At 70.7% G+C, this 16161-nt stretch carries 20 protein-coding genes and 2 pseudogenes; 13 read left to right on the top strand and 9 right to left on the bottom strand.

The genetic code is table 11. From position 1 onward, the window contains the following. The first annotated feature begins 130 nt into the window (after positions 1-130). The gene (locus ABZ562_RS17620; protein ID WP_361479782.1) at positions 131-1183 is read left to right on the top strand and encodes an integrase core domain-containing protein; all 1053 of its coding nucleotides are present in this window, start codon (positions 131-133) and stop codon (positions 1181-1183) included. Between the two features lie 412 nt (positions 1184-1595). Here ABZ562_RS17620 and ABZ562_RS17615 read toward each other — a convergent pair whose 3' ends face one another. Next, entirely contained in the window at positions 1596-2816 is a 1221-nt protein-coding gene (locus ABZ562_RS17615; RefSeq protein WP_361479779.1) for a GTP-binding protein, read from the bottom strand. 7 nt (positions 2817-2823) lie between these two features. Next, the gene (gene rpmF / locus ABZ562_RS17610) at positions 2824-2994 is read right to left on the bottom strand and encodes a 50S ribosomal protein L32 (protein ID WP_361479776.1); all 171 of its coding nucleotides are present in this window, start codon (positions 2992-2994) and stop codon (positions 2824-2826) included. A gap of 183 nt (positions 2995-3177) precedes the next feature. Here rpmF and ABZ562_RS17605 point away from each other — a divergent pair, with 183 nt between their 5' ends. Beyond that, a complete protein-coding gene (locus ABZ562_RS17605) occupies positions 3178-4107 on the top strand; it encodes a hypothetical protein (protein WP_361479773.1) in 930 nt (309 codons plus the stop codon). 7 nt (positions 4108-4114) lie between these two features. Here the strand turns inward: ABZ562_RS17605 and rpsN are convergent, their stop codons facing one another. Continuing rightward, complete coding sequence (gene rpsN / locus ABZ562_RS17600) at positions 4115-4420, bottom strand: 30S ribosomal protein S14 (protein ID WP_361479770.1); 306 nt, start codon at positions 4418-4420, stop codon at positions 4115-4117. Further along, positions 4420-4656: a 50S ribosomal protein L28 gene (rpmB, locus tag ABZ562_RS17595; RefSeq protein WP_361479768.1), complete on the bottom strand. Its 237-nt coding sequence runs from the start codon at positions 4654-4656 to the stop codon at positions 4420-4422. The genes rpsN and rpmB overlap by 1 nt, the downstream gene beginning before the upstream one ends. Positions 4657-4744: 88 nt before the next feature. On the opposite strand from rpmB, the gene rpmG reads away from it, so the two are divergent. The 5 genes from rpmG to ABZ562_RS17570 are packed head-to-tail and all read left to right on the top strand — an operon-like array spanning position 4745 to position 7023. Then, positions 4745-4909, top strand: a complete 165-nt coding sequence (rpmG, locus tag ABZ562_RS17590; protein ID WP_055555174.1) for a 50S ribosomal protein L33 — start codon at positions 4745-4747, stop codon at positions 4907-4909. A gap of 5 nt (positions 4910-4914) precedes the next feature. After that, positions 4915-5172 (top strand): type B 50S ribosomal protein L31, encoded by a 258-nt coding sequence (locus ABZ562_RS17585; protein ID WP_361479764.1) that lies wholly within the window; start codon positions 4915-4917, stop codon positions 5170-5172. Then, positions 5169-6335 carry a GTP-binding protein gene (locus ABZ562_RS17580; RefSeq protein WP_361479761.1) on the top strand — a complete coding sequence of 389 codons (1167 nt, stop codon included), beginning with the start codon at positions 5169-5171 and terminating at the stop codon, positions 6333-6335. The genes ABZ562_RS17585 and ABZ562_RS17580 overlap by 4 nt, the downstream gene beginning before the upstream one ends. Before the next feature lie 37 nt (positions 6336-6372). Beyond that, complete coding sequence (rpsR, locus tag ABZ562_RS17575) at positions 6373-6615, top strand: 30S ribosomal protein S18 (RefSeq protein WP_361479758.1); 243 nt, start codon at positions 6373-6375, stop codon at positions 6613-6615. 21 nt (positions 6616-6636) lie between these two features. Further along, positions 6637-7023 (top strand): hypothetical protein, encoded by a 387-nt coding sequence (locus ABZ562_RS17570; protein WP_361479756.1) that lies wholly within the window; start codon positions 6637-6639, stop codon positions 7021-7023. Between the two features lie 121 nt (positions 7024-7144). Here ABZ562_RS17570 and ABZ562_RS17565 read toward each other — a convergent pair. From ABZ562_RS17565 to ABZ562_RS17545, 5 genes and pseudogenes are all read right to left on the bottom strand, one after another. Further along, positions 7145-7357 (bottom strand): annotated as a pseudogene (locus ABZ562_RS17565) (ArsR family transcriptional regulator); the annotation flags it as partial. Further along, positions 7354-7785: a (2Fe-2S) ferredoxin domain-containing protein gene (locus tag ABZ562_RS17560; RefSeq protein WP_361479753.1), complete on the bottom strand. Its 432-nt coding sequence runs from the start codon at positions 7783-7785 to the stop codon at positions 7354-7356. The gene ABZ562_RS17560 and the pseudogene ABZ562_RS17565, both read right to left, overlap by 4 nt. Further along, complete coding sequence (locus ABZ562_RS17555; RefSeq protein ID WP_361479750.1) at positions 7782-7952, bottom strand: hypothetical protein; 171 nt, start codon at positions 7950-7952, stop codon at positions 7782-7784. Before ABZ562_RS17555 ends, ABZ562_RS17560 begins: the two co-directional genes overlap by 4 nt. A gap of 603 nt (positions 7953-8555) precedes the next feature. Then, positions 8556-9321 (bottom strand): annotated as a pseudogene (locus ABZ562_RS17550) (transposase family protein). A gap of 127 nt (positions 9322-9448) precedes the next feature. Next, positions 9449-10330, bottom strand: a complete 882-nt coding sequence (locus tag ABZ562_RS17545; RefSeq protein ID WP_361479747.1) for a LysR family transcriptional regulator — start codon at positions 10328-10330, stop codon at positions 9449-9451. Between the two features lie 546 nt (positions 10331-10876). Here ABZ562_RS17545 and ABZ562_RS17540 point away from each other — a divergent pair. From ABZ562_RS17540 to ABZ562_RS17515, 6 genes are read left to right on the top strand one after another with little or no spacing between them, the layout of a single operon-like run. Next, the gene (locus tag ABZ562_RS17540) at positions 10877-11512 is read left to right on the top strand and encodes a lysophospholipase (RefSeq protein WP_361479744.1); all 636 of its coding nucleotides are present in this window, start codon (positions 10877-10879) and stop codon (positions 11510-11512) included. Further along, a complete protein-coding gene (locus ABZ562_RS17535; protein ID WP_361479741.1) occupies positions 11509-12360 on the top strand; it encodes a sulfurtransferase in 852 nt (283 codons plus the stop codon). The genes ABZ562_RS17540 and ABZ562_RS17535 overlap by 4 nt, the downstream gene beginning before the upstream one ends. Before the next feature lie 50 nt (positions 12361-12410). Further along, the gene (locus tag ABZ562_RS17530) at positions 12411-13316 is read left to right on the top strand and encodes an ABC transporter permease (protein WP_361479738.1); all 906 of its coding nucleotides are present in this window, start codon (positions 12411-12413) and stop codon (positions 13314-13316) included. Beyond that, positions 13313-14059, top strand: coding sequence for an ABC transporter ATP-binding protein (locus ABZ562_RS17525; protein ID WP_361479735.1), 747 nt, complete (start codon positions 13313-13315; stop codon positions 14057-14059). Before ABZ562_RS17530 ends, ABZ562_RS17525 begins: the two co-directional genes overlap by 4 nt. After that, positions 14056-15048 (top strand): ABC transporter substrate-binding protein, encoded by a 993-nt coding sequence (locus ABZ562_RS17520; RefSeq protein ID WP_361479732.1) that lies wholly within the window; start codon positions 14056-14058, stop codon positions 15046-15048. The genes ABZ562_RS17525 and ABZ562_RS17520 overlap by 4 nt, the downstream gene beginning before the upstream one ends. 8 nt (positions 15049-15056) lie before the next feature. Then, complete coding sequence (locus ABZ562_RS17515; protein WP_361479729.1) at positions 15057-16157, top strand: LLM class flavin-dependent oxidoreductase; 1101 nt, start codon at positions 15057-15059, stop codon at positions 16155-16157. Positions 16158-16161 lie beyond the last annotated feature (4 nt).

Here is a 16161-nt window from a genome sequence, read left to right as displayed (position 1 = left end):
GGTGAGCCGTGCCCGAACGCGTTAGAAGATCACTAACGGGACAAGGCTTGGCTGCCGCTGTGAAGTTCGCCCTGCCGCTCGTTGCACGGACCGCGCAGGAGCCCCAGCCCGCCCAGCTGTTCCACCCACTATGCGCAACGAGAGGCCTGAGGCACGGCGAGGCATACGCTCTGCTTCCCCAGACCTGGCCGTCGCCTCGATCCGCCACCCGCTTACGCGTCGTCCCCTTCGCCCTGCGCCGGGGCGCCGGTGCCGCTCTCCCTATCGCCTGTGGTTCGCCTCCCTGTCCTCGCTGATCCCCCGCCGCCGCTGGGCCAAGGTCTTCCCCATCACTCCCAGCACGCTACTGGCCTGGCATCGCAAGCTCGTCGCCCGCCGATGGGACTACTCCCGACGCCGCGGTCCCGGACGGCCGCCCACGCAGGCTGCCATCAAGAAGCTCGTGCTGCGCCTTGCCCACGAGAACAGCCGATGGGGCCATCGCCGGATTCAAGGTGAACTGGCCCGGCTCGGACACCCGATCGCCGCCTCAACCGTCTGGCAGATCCTCCACACCGCAGGAATCGACCCCGCACCCCGCCACACTGGCCCAACCTGGCGCGAGTTCCTCACTGCGCAGGCCACCGGCCTGATCGCCTGCGACTTCCTCCACATCGACACCGTCAGCCCGCAACGTCTCTACGCCTTGGTCTTCCTCGAGCACCGCGCCCGGCGCCCGCACATCGCGGGAGTGACCGCCCATCCCACCGGCCCCTGGACGGTGCAGCAGGCGAGAAACCTCGCCGTCGAGTTGGGTGTTCGGGTGGACCCGCTACGTTTCCTGCTCCGCGACCGGGACACGAAGTACACCGAGCCCTTCGACGCGGTCTTCGCAGCCGACGACATCCAGGTCGTGAGGACCGCGCCGCGGGCCCCACGGATGAACGCGCACTGCGAACGTGTCATCGGCACCCTGCGCCGCGAGGCCCTGGACCACCTCCTGATCTGGAACGAGACGCACGCTCGGCAGGTCCTCGATACCTACGCCCAGCATGACAACGGTCATCGCCCCCACCAAGCTCGCGGGCAGCTCCCTCCCCTCCTCCAGGAGCACCAGACGTCCATGGTCGCCCCGTCCACTCACCGGGTACTACGCACCCGAATACTCAGCGGCGTGATCAACGAGTACAGATACGCCGCCTGACCAGGAACGAAGAGTTTCGGACGGCACAACCATCCGACGAGTACCCGTATGCCGCCTGAAGTGCAGCGATGAGTATGCGAGCCACACACCCTTCGCCCCCGACCCCCGCGCGGCCCCGGCCCCCTTCGCCGAGGCAGCCGGTACTCGAAGGGAGCTGCGCACCTGGCCCGACGGCGAGCACGCGCTCTACAACCACGCCGCCGAGCGCGACGCGCTGGTCGCCGACTGGTCCGTCGACCGCCTCACACTGGTCGCCAGATCCTGACGCCAGTCACACCGCGCCAGCAGGTCAATGTCGGCGGCGAGTGTCAGCACGCCCCCGACAGCGCACGAAACCGAGGGAGTTCTGAGCCGGTGCCGCGCCACCAACTGCTTCGGCCCTCTGGTGGGAGCGGCGGGCGCCGCGCTGACTTCAGCGCTGGGATACGGGTTCGGCTTCGTTAGGACCGTGTTCGTGGTCGCAGGTCTCGTCGAGACCGTAGGTCTCCCAGGTGGGGAAGGGGTCGTCCCAGGCCGACCAGCCCTGGGGGCCCAGCGCGTGCTCGTCGTCGGTGAGCAGGCATGCGCAGAGCGCGTGGTGCAGGGTGGTGGGATGCAGTCCGGTGCCGATGAAGACGAGTTCCTGACCGTGACCGGTGGTGTCCCCGGCTTCGCTTCGGCTGTCGTGTGCTCCGGACGGCTCGAACCGGGCAACGGCACCTGCCTGGGACCACAGCCCGGTCACACCAGGACGTGTGGCCAGGCGGAAGAAGCCCTTGGAACGCAGAACACTGCCGTAGGTGCCGCTGTCCAGGTCCGTGGTGATGAAGTCCCACAGCCGGGCCGGGTGGAAAGGCCGGGTAGCGCGGAAGACGGTGCTGGAGATGCCGTACTCCTCGGTCTCCGGCACATGGTCGCCGTTGAGCTCCATGACCCAGCCGGGGGCCTGCTGGGCGCGTTCGAGGTCGAAGCGGCCGGTCCCGAGCACCTCCACCGGTTCCACCCGGCCGTGTGTGGCGGGCACGAGATGGGCGGCCGGGTTGAGCCGGGACAGCGTCGCGGCCAGGCGTTCCGCGGACTCGGCGGTCACCAGGTCGAGCTTGTTGAGGACGATGACGTCGGCGAACTCGATCTGGTCCATGAGGAGATCGCTGACGGTGCGCTCGTCGTCCTCGTACTGGTCGAGTCCCCGTTCCATCAGCTCGTCGCCCCCGGTCAGCTCCGGCAGAAAGTTCGCGGCGTCGACGACGGTGACCATGGTGTCGAGCCGCGCGACCTCGCCCAACGTGGCGCCGTCCTCGCGCGGGAAGGCGAAGGTGGCTGCGACAGGCAGGGGCTCGGAGATGCCGCTGGACTCGATGAGGAGATAGTCGAACCGCCCCTCTCCGGCGAGCCGGCCCACCTCCTCCAGCAGGTCGTCGCGCAGGGTGCAGCAGATGCAGCCGTTCGTCATCTCGACGAGCCGCTCTTCGGCCCGGGAGAGGGCGGCGTCACCGTCGCGGACGAGCGCGGCGTCGATGTTCACCTCGCTCATGTCGTTGACGATGACCGCGACCCGCAGCCCATCGCGGTTGTTGAGGAGATGGTTGAGGAGCGTGGTCTTGCCGGATCCCAGAAAACCCGACAGGACCGTCACAGGAAGCTGGGCAGACATGGCGGGGTCAGCCCTCGGGGCGCAGCAGTCCGCGCTGGTAGGCGGGGACGAGTCGTCGCGGCACCCGGTGTTCGCGGCCGTCGATGGTAATCGTCACCAACTCCGGCGCGCTCGCCTTCCACTGCGCGCGGCGGTGACGGGTGTTGCTTCGGGACATTTTCCGCTTGGGCACGGCCATGATGCACGGGTCCTTTCTGGTCGGTGGTGTCCCACTCACCGTATATGAAAATGGGTACCGTTTCCATGTAGCGTAGTGGTGGCCGCTGAGAGGTCGTCAGTCAGGAGGAGAAGTGCCGTTGGTGATGTTGCGGGCGCGCAGGACCGCTTATGCGCTCATCACCGCCGTCGGAGGGATGGCGGAGTGAGAGCCGGGAGAGAGGGCCGGGGGTTGCTGGGGCTGGTGTCCGGCAACACCCCCGAAGCCCGGGGCCGGGTGCTGGACCTGCTACTGCGCGCCTCGCCGGACGCACTGGTGCTCTCGGTCTCGATTCACGGCGACGAGGCCGGGCGGTATCCCTTCGTACAGCGCTTCGCCGCGAGCGGTGACGAACGGCAGCGAGCCTCGCTATCGCAAGCGGCGACTGGCGACCCGGCGGTGATTTTGCGTCAGGATCTGCGCGCCATCGCACGGACCGACACAGGAGCGCACGTCGTGCTCGCGCTCCCCGGCAACGTTGACGCCGCGGCGTTCCTGGCCGAGCTGTGGCGGACCCCACTGGGCAGGTCTCCGCTGTCGGACCACTACGACCTGGCACCGATCGCGGTCGGCCTCGATCCCGGCCGGCTGCTGGGCGATCTGGCGTGTGTACACCGTGCCGTCCACGTCTTCGGCGACCGTCCGCATACCGTACCCCTCACGGTCGCCGAGGCTGCCGCCCAGCATGTGAAGGCCGCCCAGGTGGTGGCCCTGACGGAGGGGCGACGGCAGGACGACGGCCGCGGGGAAGGCTCCCGCGCCCTGCTCGCCCATCTCAACCCGTCCGCGACGGTCCTCCGCGACCAAGGGGAGGACGGCGGCACCGCCTCACTGATGAATCTGACACGTCCCGATTCCGGGTGGGCCGCGGCCGACCCGGAGGCCCGGCTCGATGTCGTCGCACGCTGGACGCCGCCGTACTGGACGACCGTGAACTGGCTCTCGGAGCCGAACGCTGGGCCCGCCTGCCCGATCCGCTGCTCGGCACGGCGGCACAGGGCCCGGAGGGCTGAGCCGCCGGTGGGGCCCGGCTCACGGCCGGGCCCCACCGGCGGTGTGTGGATCAGCGACGAGGCCCGGATTCAGGGGACCTGACGAGAACTCACCAGCTGCTCTTGGTCACACCGGGGAGTTCACCCGCGTGGGCCATTTCGCGCAGCCGGATGCGCGAGAGACCGAAGGCGCGCAGATGGCCACGGGGGCGGCCGTCAATGGAGTCGCGGTTGCGCACCCGGGTGGCGCTGGCGTCGCGGGGCTGACGACGCAGTTCCCGCTGGGCATCGAGGCGTTCCCCATCCGAGGTCCCAGGGTCGGCGATGACCGCCTTGAGCTCGGCGCGACGCTCGGCGTAGCGGGCCACGATCACCTGGCGCTGTTCGTTCTTGACGATCTTGCTCTTCTTGGCCATCAGACCTTCCCTCCCCGAGCGCGGATGCGAGTCACGGCGGCCTCAATGCCGATGGCGTCCACGGTCTTGATCGCCCTGGCGCTGAGCGTGAGCCGGATGTGGCGCCCCTCGCTCGGCAGCCAGTAGCGCTTGCGCTGGATATTGGGGTCGAACCGGCGCTTGGTACGCCGGTGGGAGTGGGAGACGTGGTTGCCGAAGCCGGGTTGCCGGCCGGTGAGCTGACAGTGAGCGGACACGGTTCCTCCTGGTTCTCGTTGCCTCTGAGGTCGCAGCACCGTAACACCTAGATGAAAATGAAAACCAACTCCATGTATGCTGGTGTGCATGGCCCGGAACGAACTACGCCCGATCATCAAGCTGCGGTCCACCGCCGGCACCGGCTACACGTACGTGACTCGCAAGAGCCGACGGAACGACCCCGACCGCATGACCCTCCGCAAGTACGACCCGGTTGTCGGCCGCCATGTCGACTTCCGCGAGGAGCGCTGACCGCCATGAAGACCGGCATTCACCCCGCCTACAGGCCCGTCGTCTTCCGTGACCGGTCCGCCGACTTCGCCTTCCTCAGCCGCTCCACCGCCACCAGCGACAAGACCGTCGAGTGGGAGGACGGCAACACCTACCCGGTCATCGACGTCGAGATCTCCTCGGCGAGCCACCCCTTCTACACCGGCACCCAGCGGGTCCTGGATACCGCGGGCCGCGTCGAGCGGTTCGAGCGTCGCTACGGAGGCGGACGGAGGGGCCGGTGAACGCGGACGAGTCCCGGCTGGCCGTCGCGGTTGTCGGCGGATTGCACGCCGATGCCCGCCGCGCCGCCGTCGAGGAGATCCTGCGTACCGTCTCCGGCGCCGTCGCCCTGCACCACGACCTGTCGGCCGCCACCGACAGCGCCGTGCACCGCACCGTGCGGGATGCCACGGGGCTGCTCGACAGCGGCGAGGCGCCATTGGTGAACGACTGCGCGTGCTGTGCGCTGCGTGAGGACTTGGTCCCCGAGCTGTTGCGCCTGGCCGCGGGCCGCGCCCACGGGCTGGCCGTCGTGGAGTTGTGGGACTCGGTCGAGCCGCAGGCCATGGCCGCGGTCATCGCCGCCGAGGGCGCACCCTTGGAGCTGACCGGGGTGGCCACCGTCATCGACCCGGCGCTGATGGTGCCGTACCTGTCCAATGGCGATGACCTGGCCGACGTCGGCCTCGCCGCGGCCCCGACCGATCAGCGCACCGTCGCCGACACCTTCGCCCGGCAAATGGAATACCCCACGCTGATCGCCATCGCCGAGGACACCACCTGTGAGGAGCCCGCAGACGACGCCGACCACGCGCTACTCACCCAACTCACACCCGCCGCACAGCAAGTGCGGCTCGATCAAGGTGCCCTGGGACCGGCCCTGCTCCAGGGCTTCGACGTCGAGGCGGCGGCCACCCGTCAGCACCCGGCGTGCGCGCTGCTGCCCCAGGACAGTGACGAGCACGGCGTGAGCACCCTCGTCTGGCGCCGCGAACGCCCCTTCCATCCGGGCCGTCTCCACGCCGCCCTGGAGGACCTGAGCTGCGCCGCCGCCCGCAGCCGCGGCCGCTTCTGGCTGGCCGACCGGCCCGACACCCTGCTCTCGTGGGACGCGGCCGGCGGCGCGCTGTGCGTGGAGTCCACCGGCCCCTGGCTGGCCGCCCTCCCGGACGCCGCCTGGGACATGGTCCCCGCCGAACGCCGCGTCGCCGCCTCCCTCGAATGGCACCCCGACCACGGCGACCGCCACCAGCACCTCACCTTCACCTCACCCGGCCTCGACCGCGACAACCTGCTCGCGCTGCTCGACTCGTGCCTGCTCAGCGACGACGAGTACGCGGCGGGCCCGGACGGCTGGAAGCACCTCTCCCACGCCTTCGACGAACTGCTCGACCCCGCGGCGTGAAGCGCGCGGTCGAGCACCGTACAGAAAAGGACACATCATGTCTCGCCGTATCGGCGCCAAGCGCCAGGACACCAAGCGCCGCCGCGTCAATCCACTCGACGCCGCGGGCATCACCTACGTCGACTACAAGGACACCGACCTGCTGCGGAAGTTCATCTCCGACCGCGGCAAGATCCGCAGCCGCCGGGTGACCCATGTGACGCGACAGCAACAGCGCCAGATCGCCCGCGCCATCAAGAACGCCCGCGAAATGGCACTGATCCCCTACAGCTCCCGATAGCCCCATGAAGGAGCCCACACAATGCCGCATGGAGCATTCGGCCGTCCGAACCGCCCCTTCACGCTCGCCGTCTGCGTGAGCTGCCACGAGGGGTCCGGCGGTGGTGAGGTGATGGAGAGCCTGCGGAAGGCTGTCCAAAGCTCTTCACACGGAGTGCTGGTTTCCACCGGGTGCCTCGGCAAGCTCTTGGACTGCCGTCGCCGTCATCATGGGCTCTACGCCGCCGTGCAGCCGTGTGGGGTGGACCGCAAGCCCAGCGGGCCCGTGGTGCGGCTCGGTCCGATCGTCACCATCGCCGACACCGAGGCGCTGGGAACGTGGCTACGGCGAGGGATGCCGGACGGCGGCACGCTGCCGGACCGGCTGCGTGCGGACCCTGCTCCATCACACGTCGCCCACCTCAACTGACTGCCTCATATACCCGGCAGGGGCGCCTCTCCCCCACCGAGGGCGGGGCCCGACGGTCGTGCCGTCGGGCCCCGCCCTCGCGGCATTGGTGACCTTTCGGCGACCGCATGCGGCGGCGGGTGATCAGGCCGAGGGACCGCAGAAGCCGGAGATGATGGGAGGCGGCGGACTGCGCCATGCCGACTTCGGTGACGGAGCGCGGCGCGTGCCGCAGCGTTGTGAGGATCAACAGCCGGGGCGGAGTGGCCAGGGCCTGGAGGGTGGTGGCGACGGGGGCCACCATGACGTTGTCCAGGCGGGCGGCCGCGAGGGCATCGGGACTGCCCCGCCTCATCGGGGTGCACGGCCGCGCCCGCGGGCCCGTGTCCGGGCTTCTCCCGGTGGCCGGATGAACTGCAGCTCGAGCGTCGCCGGTGGTTCCGCCACGCCAGGGCCGCCCGCGGCGACCCAGCCGAGGATGTCGTCGGTGCAGTCGTCGCCATTGGCCCAGCCGATCCAGGTCGCACGGCCGCCTCCCCGGCGTCCGGCGGTGGAAGGCCGCACCACGATGATGTTGGCCTGGTCGCACGGGCCGAGGCAGTCCGTCACGCGGACGGCGAGCCGACGGCCGGAGTCGGCGGCCGTGGCAACCAGCCGGTCGAGTTGCCCATGATGGTCGGTGCCGGGGTGCTTGCGCGGGTTGCCACAGCAGCAGCCCCTGCAGACGACGAGTGTGCACGGCCGGTCGCGGGCAGCCCCCACTGTGGCCACGCGCGGGCTCACAGTACGGCCCGGTAGGGCAGCGGGTGGGCTCGTATCCGGCCATCCCGGTACGCGGAGATCAACAGTGCGGGCCCGCCCCGGGTGAGCGCGCCCACGGCCGCGCCGCCGTCCAGCGTACGGGCGGGGCAGAGCCGGGATTCGGGCTGCCCCGCGGTGGCATGCCGCAAGGCGACTGTGCCGTCGCGGCCGCCGCCGGCGAGATGGCCGCTCCCGCCGGGCCGCCAGGCCAGGGCGGTGACGCCCTTGTGGCAACGCAGAGTGCGGGGCGCGGTGCCGGCCGGTCCCTTGCCGGAGCCGAGGAAGCCGGTCGGTACGGTGACGGGGACGCGCTGATCGGCGGGCTCGCCGGAGCGCGGACTCGGCTGAGGCCGCCCTGGAAACCACGCCGTGTGCCAAGCACCCAGGCCAGGTGACGACCTCGCACCACCTCCAGGACGCCTTCGGGAACCGGAAGCTCCCCTCATGAGCAGTCTTGGCCGGCCGCGGGCGTGCCTCAGCGCCCTTCGGACCGGCAGAGAGTGCAGGGCGGCAGTCAGCCGGGCCCACACGGCCCGATAGCCGCACTCCTCGAATCACCGGATGCGGTAAACGTCGGCCTGGCCTTGAGGCCGGTCACGACCTGGACGTGACCACGGCGTGCGCAGAGCTCTGCGGCCGTAGTGACGCATATGACGATCGAGGTGTCGACGACACGTAAGCCACATCGCCGCCCAGGTAGGGACATCACCCAGCAGCACACGGAGTCGTCACAGGATGAGCCTGTCCAACCTTCAGCCTGACGTCGCCAGATGAAGCGTGAGGACGGCCTTGACCAGGTCGGTGATGCGGGTTGTACTGCAGCGGAGCTTGCGCAGCAGCCGCCAGGTCTTGAGGGTGGCCATCGCTTGCTCGCCCAAGGGCGCGGATCTTGGCATGGGAAACGTTGACCGCCTGCCGGCCCTCGGAGAGCTTGTCCCAGCGGCCCCGGCAGGGGACGTGAACCGTGCCGCCGGCCCCCTGGTACCCCTTGTCGGCCCAGCAGCGCACCTCGGCGTCCGCCAAGGCGCCGATGATGCCGTGGGCGCGGGCCGCCTTGATGTCGTGGACTGCGCCGGGCAGGGCGGGCGAGGCCCACAGCAACCAGCCGAAAGGATCGACGATGACCTGCACGTTCATCCCGTGTTTCTTGTGTTTTCCCGAGTAGAAGGGGCGATCGGCGGCGGTCCCGTCGATCGGGAGCAGTGTTCCGTCCAAGATCACGAACGCCTTGCGGGCGGCAGTCCGGATCGCTGTGGTAAGGCCGGGGGCGAGGGCCGCCAGGACCTCGACTGCCTCGCCGACGTACCGGTAGACGGTGGCAATCCCGACGCCGAACCCGGCAGCGAGTTGGGTGCAGGTGTGACCGCGCCGCAAATGGGCCAGGACCAGCAGCGCCTGCCGGTCCGTACCGAGCCGGCGCCACCGTGTCCCGCGCTCCCAGCGCCGGGCGGCCAACAGACCGGACAGGTACCGCAGAGTTGCACTGGACAGATCGATCCCCGATGGGTAGACAAGCACACGAAGCTCCGGGCGGGCAGGTCGATCTTGGTCAACAACCCGTCTACCAGGAGCTTCGCCACTTCCTCAACGCCACCCCTACGCCAACTGACCTGCTGCTCCACCAAGTTGGAAACGGCTCATTGGCTCACACCGCGGTGTCCAGCTCGCGGGAGGTGAGCAGGGCATGTACCGCCTCGATGGTGGCTCGGACCAGGGAGGGGTCGCAGCCGCTGCGAGCCCGGGCGCTGAGGCGGATCGGGGGGACGGCGGGGAGGTCGTGGCGTGGTGTGAGGCCGTCGGGGTACGGGCTGCCGGGGATGGCGAGCAGGGCGGCGCCGAGTCCGGCGCGGGCCGCGTCCAGGACTCCGGCGAGGTATCCGGCCTCGGCGACCACGGTGGCGGGTGTGTTCTGGGCGGCGAGCGCGGTCAGGGCGCGGCTGCGGATCACGCACGGGTCGCTGATGGCGACCAGGGGCAAGGGGGCGGGTGCGGCGGGTGGTTTCCAGCCGGGGGCGGCGTACCAGCGCAGGGGGAGTTCGCCCACAGGGGTGCCCGGGGCGTGTGCCGCCTCGGTGACGTAGACGGCGAGGTCGAGTTCGCCGCGTGCGACGGCGTCCGTCAGCCGTGCCGAGCGGTCTATGCGCACGCGGACCTCGGCGCCGGGCCGGGTGCCGCGTACGGCCGCGGTGAGTACGGGGAGGATCTGGTCGGCGCCGTGCTCGGTGGCGCCGATGACGACGGGTGCCGCGTCGAGGTGGTCCTCCCCCATGAGCCGACGGAGGGCGGCGTCGTGTGCGCCGACGATCTGCTGGGCTTCTTCCAGCAGTCGGGCGCCGTGGGCGGTGAAGCGGGTCTTCCTGCCGTCGCGTTCGACGATGGGGCGTCCGAGGGCCTTCTCCAGCCGTCGAATGTGCTGGCTGACGGTGGATTGGCTGAGGGCGAGTGCGCCGGCGGCGCGGTGGAAGCCTTCGTAGTCGGCGACGGCGATGAGGCTGCGCAACGCCACGATGTCCAGTACCGGCAGCATGTGCGCAGGCTAGCACTGATCGATCGGAAATCACGATCGATTTTGATGGCAAATCATCGTTGGACGGCCGACTCCGGGCTCGTGCATCCTGAGGTCATGCCACGTACAGCGCTCGTGGCGGCCCGTCGGCCGCACACGCACCGCACCGGATCCGGGGCCTCGGCCGCCGGACCGGCAGTGCGCCGCGCCAGGTGCGCCTGGCTGACACGGCGACGCGTGGTCGACTTCGGCCGCACCGGCGCCATGCGCTGTCGCTGACCGACGGCTTTCCCGGGCGCTCGCCGCCGGGTCTTCGCCCGTTCGCCGTCGCCTGCTCGTCTCCTCGCTTCCGCGTCGGCAAGGGCTTCCAGCCTTCGCCTCACCCTTTCCCGTCCGCGCCTCCGCACCCGCACGGCCGCTCCGCCTCGCTCGTGCGGGCGGGCGTCGCTGTCGATGAATCGAGTTCTCATGTCCTCTGCTCAGCCTGTCCACTTCTGGGACGAACCAGCGGGAATCTCCCCGCGTGGCACGCTCGTGCTCCTCCCCGGGCGGGGTGAACACGGAGGTGTGTACGAGCGGTTCGGCCGCCGGATTTCCGCCGACGGCTTTCGCGTCCGTGCCCTGGGGGATGCCTCGTCCGACCCGGAGGCCATCACAGAGGCGGCCACCAAGCTGTTGCTCGATGAGACGGTCCCGGGCCCCCGCGTACTGGTCGGCTCCGACACCGGGGCGTCCCACGCGGTGCGGCTCGCCGCCCTCGACACTCCCGGGCTGGACGCACTGATTCTCGCCGGACTGCCGACCGGGCCGCACCCCGCCGAAACGGCCGCTTCGGGCTGGGAGGACGAGCTGGAGCGACGCACCGCCTGCCCCACGCACCGGGGCAGGCTGACCGCCGACGCGGCGTTCCGGCGCGGCGCCCTGGCGGGTCCGTCGGCGCTGGAGTCGCCGGCGCTGGACGGGATCTCCGTTCCGGTGCTCGGGCTGCACGGGGCCGAGGACACCGTCAGCCCGCTCGGTGAGGTCCGCCGCGTGTTCCGCGGCCTGCCCGGCGCGGAGCTGGTGAGCCTGGTCGGCACGCGGCACGACGTCCTCAACGACGTGACCCACCGCACCGCCGCCGCCACGGTGGTCCTCTTCCTGGAGCGGCTGCGGCTGGATTCCGGTCTCGCACCCATCGCCGTCACGGAGGACCTCGTATGACCGCCCCCGTCCTCACCACTCCGGCCGAGCTGTACTCCCGGCTGTCCCACGGTGATCCGGCGCCCGTCGTCCTGGACGTACGGTGGCGGCTCGGCGATCCGCACGGCCGTGACCACTACCGCGCCGGACACATCCCCGGTGCGGTCTACGTCGACCTGGACACCGAACTCGCCGCTCCTCCCGCCCCGGAGAGCGGCCGCCATCCGCTGCCGGACCTTGCCGTGCTGCAGCGGGCCGCGCGCCGCTGGGGACTTGCCACCGGCCGGCCGGTAGTGGTGTACGACGACAATGGCAACACCGCAGCCGCCCGCGCCTGGTGGCTGCTGCGCTGGGCCGGGGTCGAGCGGGTCTCACTGCTGGACGGGGCGCTGGCCGCATGGCGCGCGGCCGGACTGCCGGTCGAAACGGGCGAGCCCACCCCGCCGGCCGGGGGAGATGTCGTGCTCGCCGCAGGGCGACTGCCGGTGCTGGACGCCGACGCGGCGGCCGAGGTGGCCCGTACCGGCGTCCTGCTGGACGCGCGGGCGGCCGAGCGGTACCGGGGCGAGACCGAACCGGTCGATCCGCGCGCCGGGCACATACCCGGCGCCCGGTCCGCCCCGACGGGCGACAACCTGACGCCGGATGGCACGTTCCACAGCGTGGAGGAGCTCACGCGGCGCTTCGCCGCGCTGGGCGTCGACGGCACGACCAGGGTCGGTGTCTACTGCGGCTCCGGCGTCACGGCGGCTCACACGGCCGTGGCCCTGGCCCGCGTCGGCGTCACGGCCGCGCTCTACCCCGGCTCCTGGTCCGCCTGGTCCGCCGACACCGCGCGCCCCGCGGCTGTGGGTTCGGCGCCGGGCTGATCCGCCGCCCGAACACCTCCCTGAACGCTTCCCGACCGAGAGGCCGCATCATGCCCTCCGCGCACTCCTCCGTGTCCGGGGCCTCACCGCCACCGGGCACCTCCGCACCACCACCCCCCGGTGCGGCGAAGGACTCGACGCCGCCCGCCAAGCCCACCGCCGCGCGCACCCGGCCTCTGCCTCGCCTCCGGGTCCCGCGCGGGGTCCGGCGAGCCTCCGGGCCCGTCGGGCTGCTGCTGATCTGGTACCTGGCCGCCGCTACGGGCCTGCTCCCGGAGACCGTGCTGGCCTCCCCCGTCGACGTCGTACAGCGTGGGGCGGACCTCATCGGCACGGGTGAACTGACGCAGGCCATCGCCGCCTCCGGCCGCCGCGCCGCCCTCGGCTTCCTCATCGGCGCGGCCGTCGCGCTCACCCTGTCGCTCACGGCCGGGCTGTTCCGGCTGGGCGAGGACGTGATCGACGCGTCGATGGGCATGTTCCGGGCCATTCCCTGGGTGGGTCTGATCCCGCTGTTCATCGTGTGGTTCGGCATCGACGAGACCCCGAAGATCGCGCTGGTGGCGCTCGGCGTCACCTACCCGCTGTACTTCAACATCTACGGTGGCATCCGCTCCGCCGATGCCCAGCTGATCGAGGCCGGGCGGATGGTGGGCCTCGGCCGCATCGGACTGATCCGGTACGTGATCCTGCCGTCCGCGCTGCCCGGCGCGCTGGTGGGACTCCGGTACGCGCTGTCCACCGCCTGGCTGGCGCTGGTCTTCGCCGAGCAGGTCAACGCCGACGCCGGCATCGGCTATCTCATGAGCAATGCCCAGCAGTACTTCCAGACCGACGTCATCGTCCTGTGCCTCGTCGTGTATGCGGTGCTGGGGCTGCTGTGCGACTTCGCCGTGCGGCTGCTGTCCCGGCGGCTCCTGGACTGGCGGGCCTCGTTCCAAGGAGAGGGAGCATGACCGCGGTGAACGGCACGAACAGCGTGGAGGTCCGCGGGCTGACTCGCGCCTTCGGCGACAAGACGGTGCTCGACCGGCTCGATCTCACCATCCGCGGGGGTGAGTTCGTGGCCCTGCTCGGACAGAGCGGCTGCGGAAAGTCGACGCTGCTGAGGATCCTTGCCGGGCTGGACAGCGAGACCGGGGGCGAGGTGTACGTACCGGAGCGCCGGTCGGTGGCCTTCCAGTCGCCACGGCTGATGCCATGGCTGCGGGTGTGGCACAACGTCGTGCTCGGTCTGACGGGCGGGGACCGCGCGCTCGCCGAGCGCTATCTGGCCGAGGTCGGCATCGAGGAGTACGCGGGCACCTGGCCGAGGACCCTCTCCGGCGGTCAGGCCCAGCGCGTCTCCCTGGCCCGTGCGCTGGTGCACGAACCCGAACTTCTGCTCCTGGACGAGCCGTTCGGCGCGCTCGACGCGCTCACCCGCGGCAAGGCGCAGCGGCTGGTGGCCGATCTTTGGCAGCGGCACGGCTGCTCGATCCTGCTGGTCACACACGACGTTGAGGAGGCGCTGCTGCTGGCCGACCGGGTGCTGGTGATGGACGACGGGCGAATCGCCTACGAGGCGGAGGTGGGCCTCGACCGTCCGCGCGAGCTCGGCTCCCCCGACTTCGTGGCGTTGCGCGGCGAACTCCTGCGACGGCTGGGGGTCGACGACGCCTCGGCACTTTCGCACCACCGAGAAGAGGTAACCGCATGAACCGCAGGACCACGGTCGCGGCGCGCGCGATCGGCGCCGCGCTGTCACTCACCGCCCTCCTCACCACCAGCGGGTGCGGGGGCGACAGCCAGGCGGCGTCCGAGACCGACCCGTCGAAAGTGACACTGACCCTCGGCGACCAGGCCAAGAACCTGAAGACGCTGTTCGACGCCTCCGGCGCCCTCAAGGGAACGCCGTACAAGGTGAAGTGGGCCGAGTTCGAGGGTGCCGCGCCGCTGTTCCAGGCCGTGCAGGCCGGGGCCGCCGACACTTCGTACGCCGCCGATCTGCCCACGCTCCAGGCGCTCGCCGGCGGGGTACGCGTCAAGGCCGTGGGAGCGCTGCACAACGACGGCACCCACACCGGGATCGTCGTCCGTAAGAACTCGCCGGTGAAGAGCGTCAAGGACCTCAAGGGGAAGAAGGTCGTCGTCTCCTCGGCCAAGGGGTCCATCGCCGAATATCTTTTGGCGCACGCGCTACAGCAGGCGGGGTTGAGCTACTCGGACGTCCATGTGCAGTATCTGCTGCCCACCGACGCCCAGGCCGCCTTCACCTCCGGCAAGATCGAGGCCTGGGCCACGTTCGGCGTGTACAAGACGGTCGCCGAGCAGCACGGGGGCCGTCTCCTGGTCAACGGCGCGAACGGGCGGGTGAGCGGCTACGGCTTCATCGGGGCCTCCGAGAAGGCCCTTGACGTCCCGGCGAAGAAGAAGGCCATCACCGACTATCTGCACCGCCTCGACAAGGCGCTGGCCTGGTCCCGCCGGCACCCCGCCGAGTATGCCAAGGCCATCCAGCACAACAACGGAGCCTCGGCCACGGTTGCCAAGGACTTGGTCGACCAGGCCAACAGCGAACTGCTGCCGGTGGGCAAGCCGGTGATCCGGTCCGTACAGAAGGTCGGCGACACCATGCACGACATCGGTGTCCTCACCCCCAGCCCGACCCTCGCCGACCACGTCGACACCAGCCTCTTCAAGGAGTGACCACCGCCATGCCCGTCGAGTTCATCAGCGCCGTGCACCCCAACCCCGCCACCGAGGGCGACCCCACCGCGGGTTCCGGAATCGATGTGGACTACGCCCGCCGCTACGCCCGCGCCCTGGACGACTCGGGCTTCGACTACACCCTGGTCACCTACCACTCGGCCGCGCCGGACGCGCTGCAGCTGGCCCAGTTCGTCGCCCATCACACCGAGCGCATCAAACCGGTCCTCGCCCACCGCCCCGGGGTGGTGTTCCCCACCCACGCGGCCCGCGCACTGGCCACGCTGGACCAGATCAGCGCCGGGCGGCTGGTGGTGCACATCATCTCCGGCGGCAACGACGAGGAGCAGCACCGCGAGGGCGACTATCTGGGCAAGAGCGAGCGGTACGCCCGCTCGGACGAGTACATCCGGATCCTGCGCAGGGTATGGGAGGCCGACGGGCCGATCTCCCATGAGGGCCCGTACTACCGCTTCGAGGGTTTCCGCTCCGATGTCGCCCCGTACCACGGCACCATCCCCATCTCGGTGGGCGGTTCGTCGAGCGACGCGTACCGGGTGGGCGGGCAGCTGGGCGACATCTTCGGGCTGTGGGGCGAGCCGCTGAAGGAGACCGCCGAGCAGATCGCCTCGGTGAACGCGTACGCGGACGCCGCGGGCCGGCCCCGGCCGCGCATCTGGGTGTCCTTCCGGCCGATCATCGCCCCCACCGACGAGCTGGCCTGGGAGAAGGCCCACCGCACCCTGGGCTCGGTCAAGGCCAACCACGCCGAGCGGGCCAAGCGCCGGCACTACCCGGCGGTCGGCCAGGGCGCCCCGTCCAACGTCGGATCGCAGCGGCTCCTGGCCGTCGCCGAGCGCGGCGAGGTGCACGACCGCTGCCTGTGGACCGCGCCCGCCGCGGCCACCAACGCCGCCGGTGCCTCCACGGCACTGGTCGGCTCCCCGGAGACGGTCGCCAAGGCGCTGCTCGACTACGTCGACATCGGCTGCGAGCTGCTGTCCATCCGCGGCTACGACCCGCTCAACGACGCCATCGACTACGGGCGTCACGTCCTGCCGCTGGTCCGTCAGGAGCTGGCGCACCGCGCCGCCACCTCGGCCGCCTGACATC

Origin of the sequence: Streptomyces sp. NPDC019937, assembly GCF_040631655.1 — a bacterium.
In the GTDB taxonomy this organism is placed as follows: Bacteria; Actinomycetota; Actinomycetes; order Streptomycetales; family Streptomycetaceae; genus Streptomyces.
Note: the sequence above shows the minus strand (reverse complement) of the source record. Positions and strands in the feature narration are given on the sequence as shown.

Coding starts and splice junctions, on each gene's coding strand:
- ABZ562_RS17515 (WP_361479729.1), top strand. CDS start 15,057: ATGCCCGTCGAGTTCATCAGCGCCGTGCACCCCAACCCCGCCACCGAG.
- ABZ562_RS17570 (WP_361479756.1), top strand. CDS start 6,637: ATGCCGCATGGAGCATTCGGCCGTCCGAACCGCCCCTTCACGCTCGCC.
- rpmG (WP_055555174.1), top strand. CDS start 4,745: ATGGCCCGGAACGAACTACGCCCGATCATCAAGCTGCGGTCCACCGCC.
- ABZ562_RS17525 (WP_361479735.1), top strand. CDS start 13,313: ATGACCGCGGTGAACGGCACGAACAGCGTGGAGGTCCGCGGGCTGACT.
- ABZ562_RS17620 (WP_361479782.1), top strand. CDS start 131: ATGCGCAACGAGAGGCCTGAGGCACGGCGAGGCATACGCTCTGCTTCC.
- rpsN (WP_361479770.1), bottom strand. CDS start 4,420: ATGGCCAAGAAGAGCAAGATCGTCAAGAACGAACAGCGCCAGGTGATC.
- ABZ562_RS17520 (WP_361479732.1), top strand. CDS start 14,056: ATGAACCGCAGGACCACGGTCGCGGCGCGCGCGATCGGCGCCGCGCTG.
- rpsR (WP_361479758.1), top strand. CDS start 6,373: ATGTCTCGCCGTATCGGCGCCAAGCGCCAGGACACCAAGCGCCGCCGC.
- ABZ562_RS17545 (WP_361479747.1), bottom strand. CDS start 10,330: ATGCTGCCGGTACTGGACATCGTGGCGTTGCGCAGCCTCATCGCCGTC.
- rpmF (WP_361479776.1), bottom strand. CDS start 2,994: ATGGCCGTGCCCAAGCGGAAAATGTCCCGAAGCAACACCCGTCACCGC.
- ABZ562_RS17615 (WP_361479779.1), bottom strand. CDS start 2,816: ATGTCTGCCCAGCTTCCTGTGACGGTCCTGTCGGGTTTTCTGGGATCC.
- ABZ562_RS17535 (WP_361479741.1), top strand. CDS start 11,509: ATGACCGCCCCCGTCCTCACCACTCCGGCCGAGCTGTACTCCCGGCTG.
- ABZ562_RS17530 (WP_361479738.1), top strand. CDS start 12,411: ATGCCCTCCGCGCACTCCTCCGTGTCCGGGGCCTCACCGCCACCGGGC.
- ABZ562_RS17585 (WP_361479764.1), top strand. CDS start 4,915: ATGAAGACCGGCATTCACCCCGCCTACAGGCCCGTCGTCTTCCGTGAC.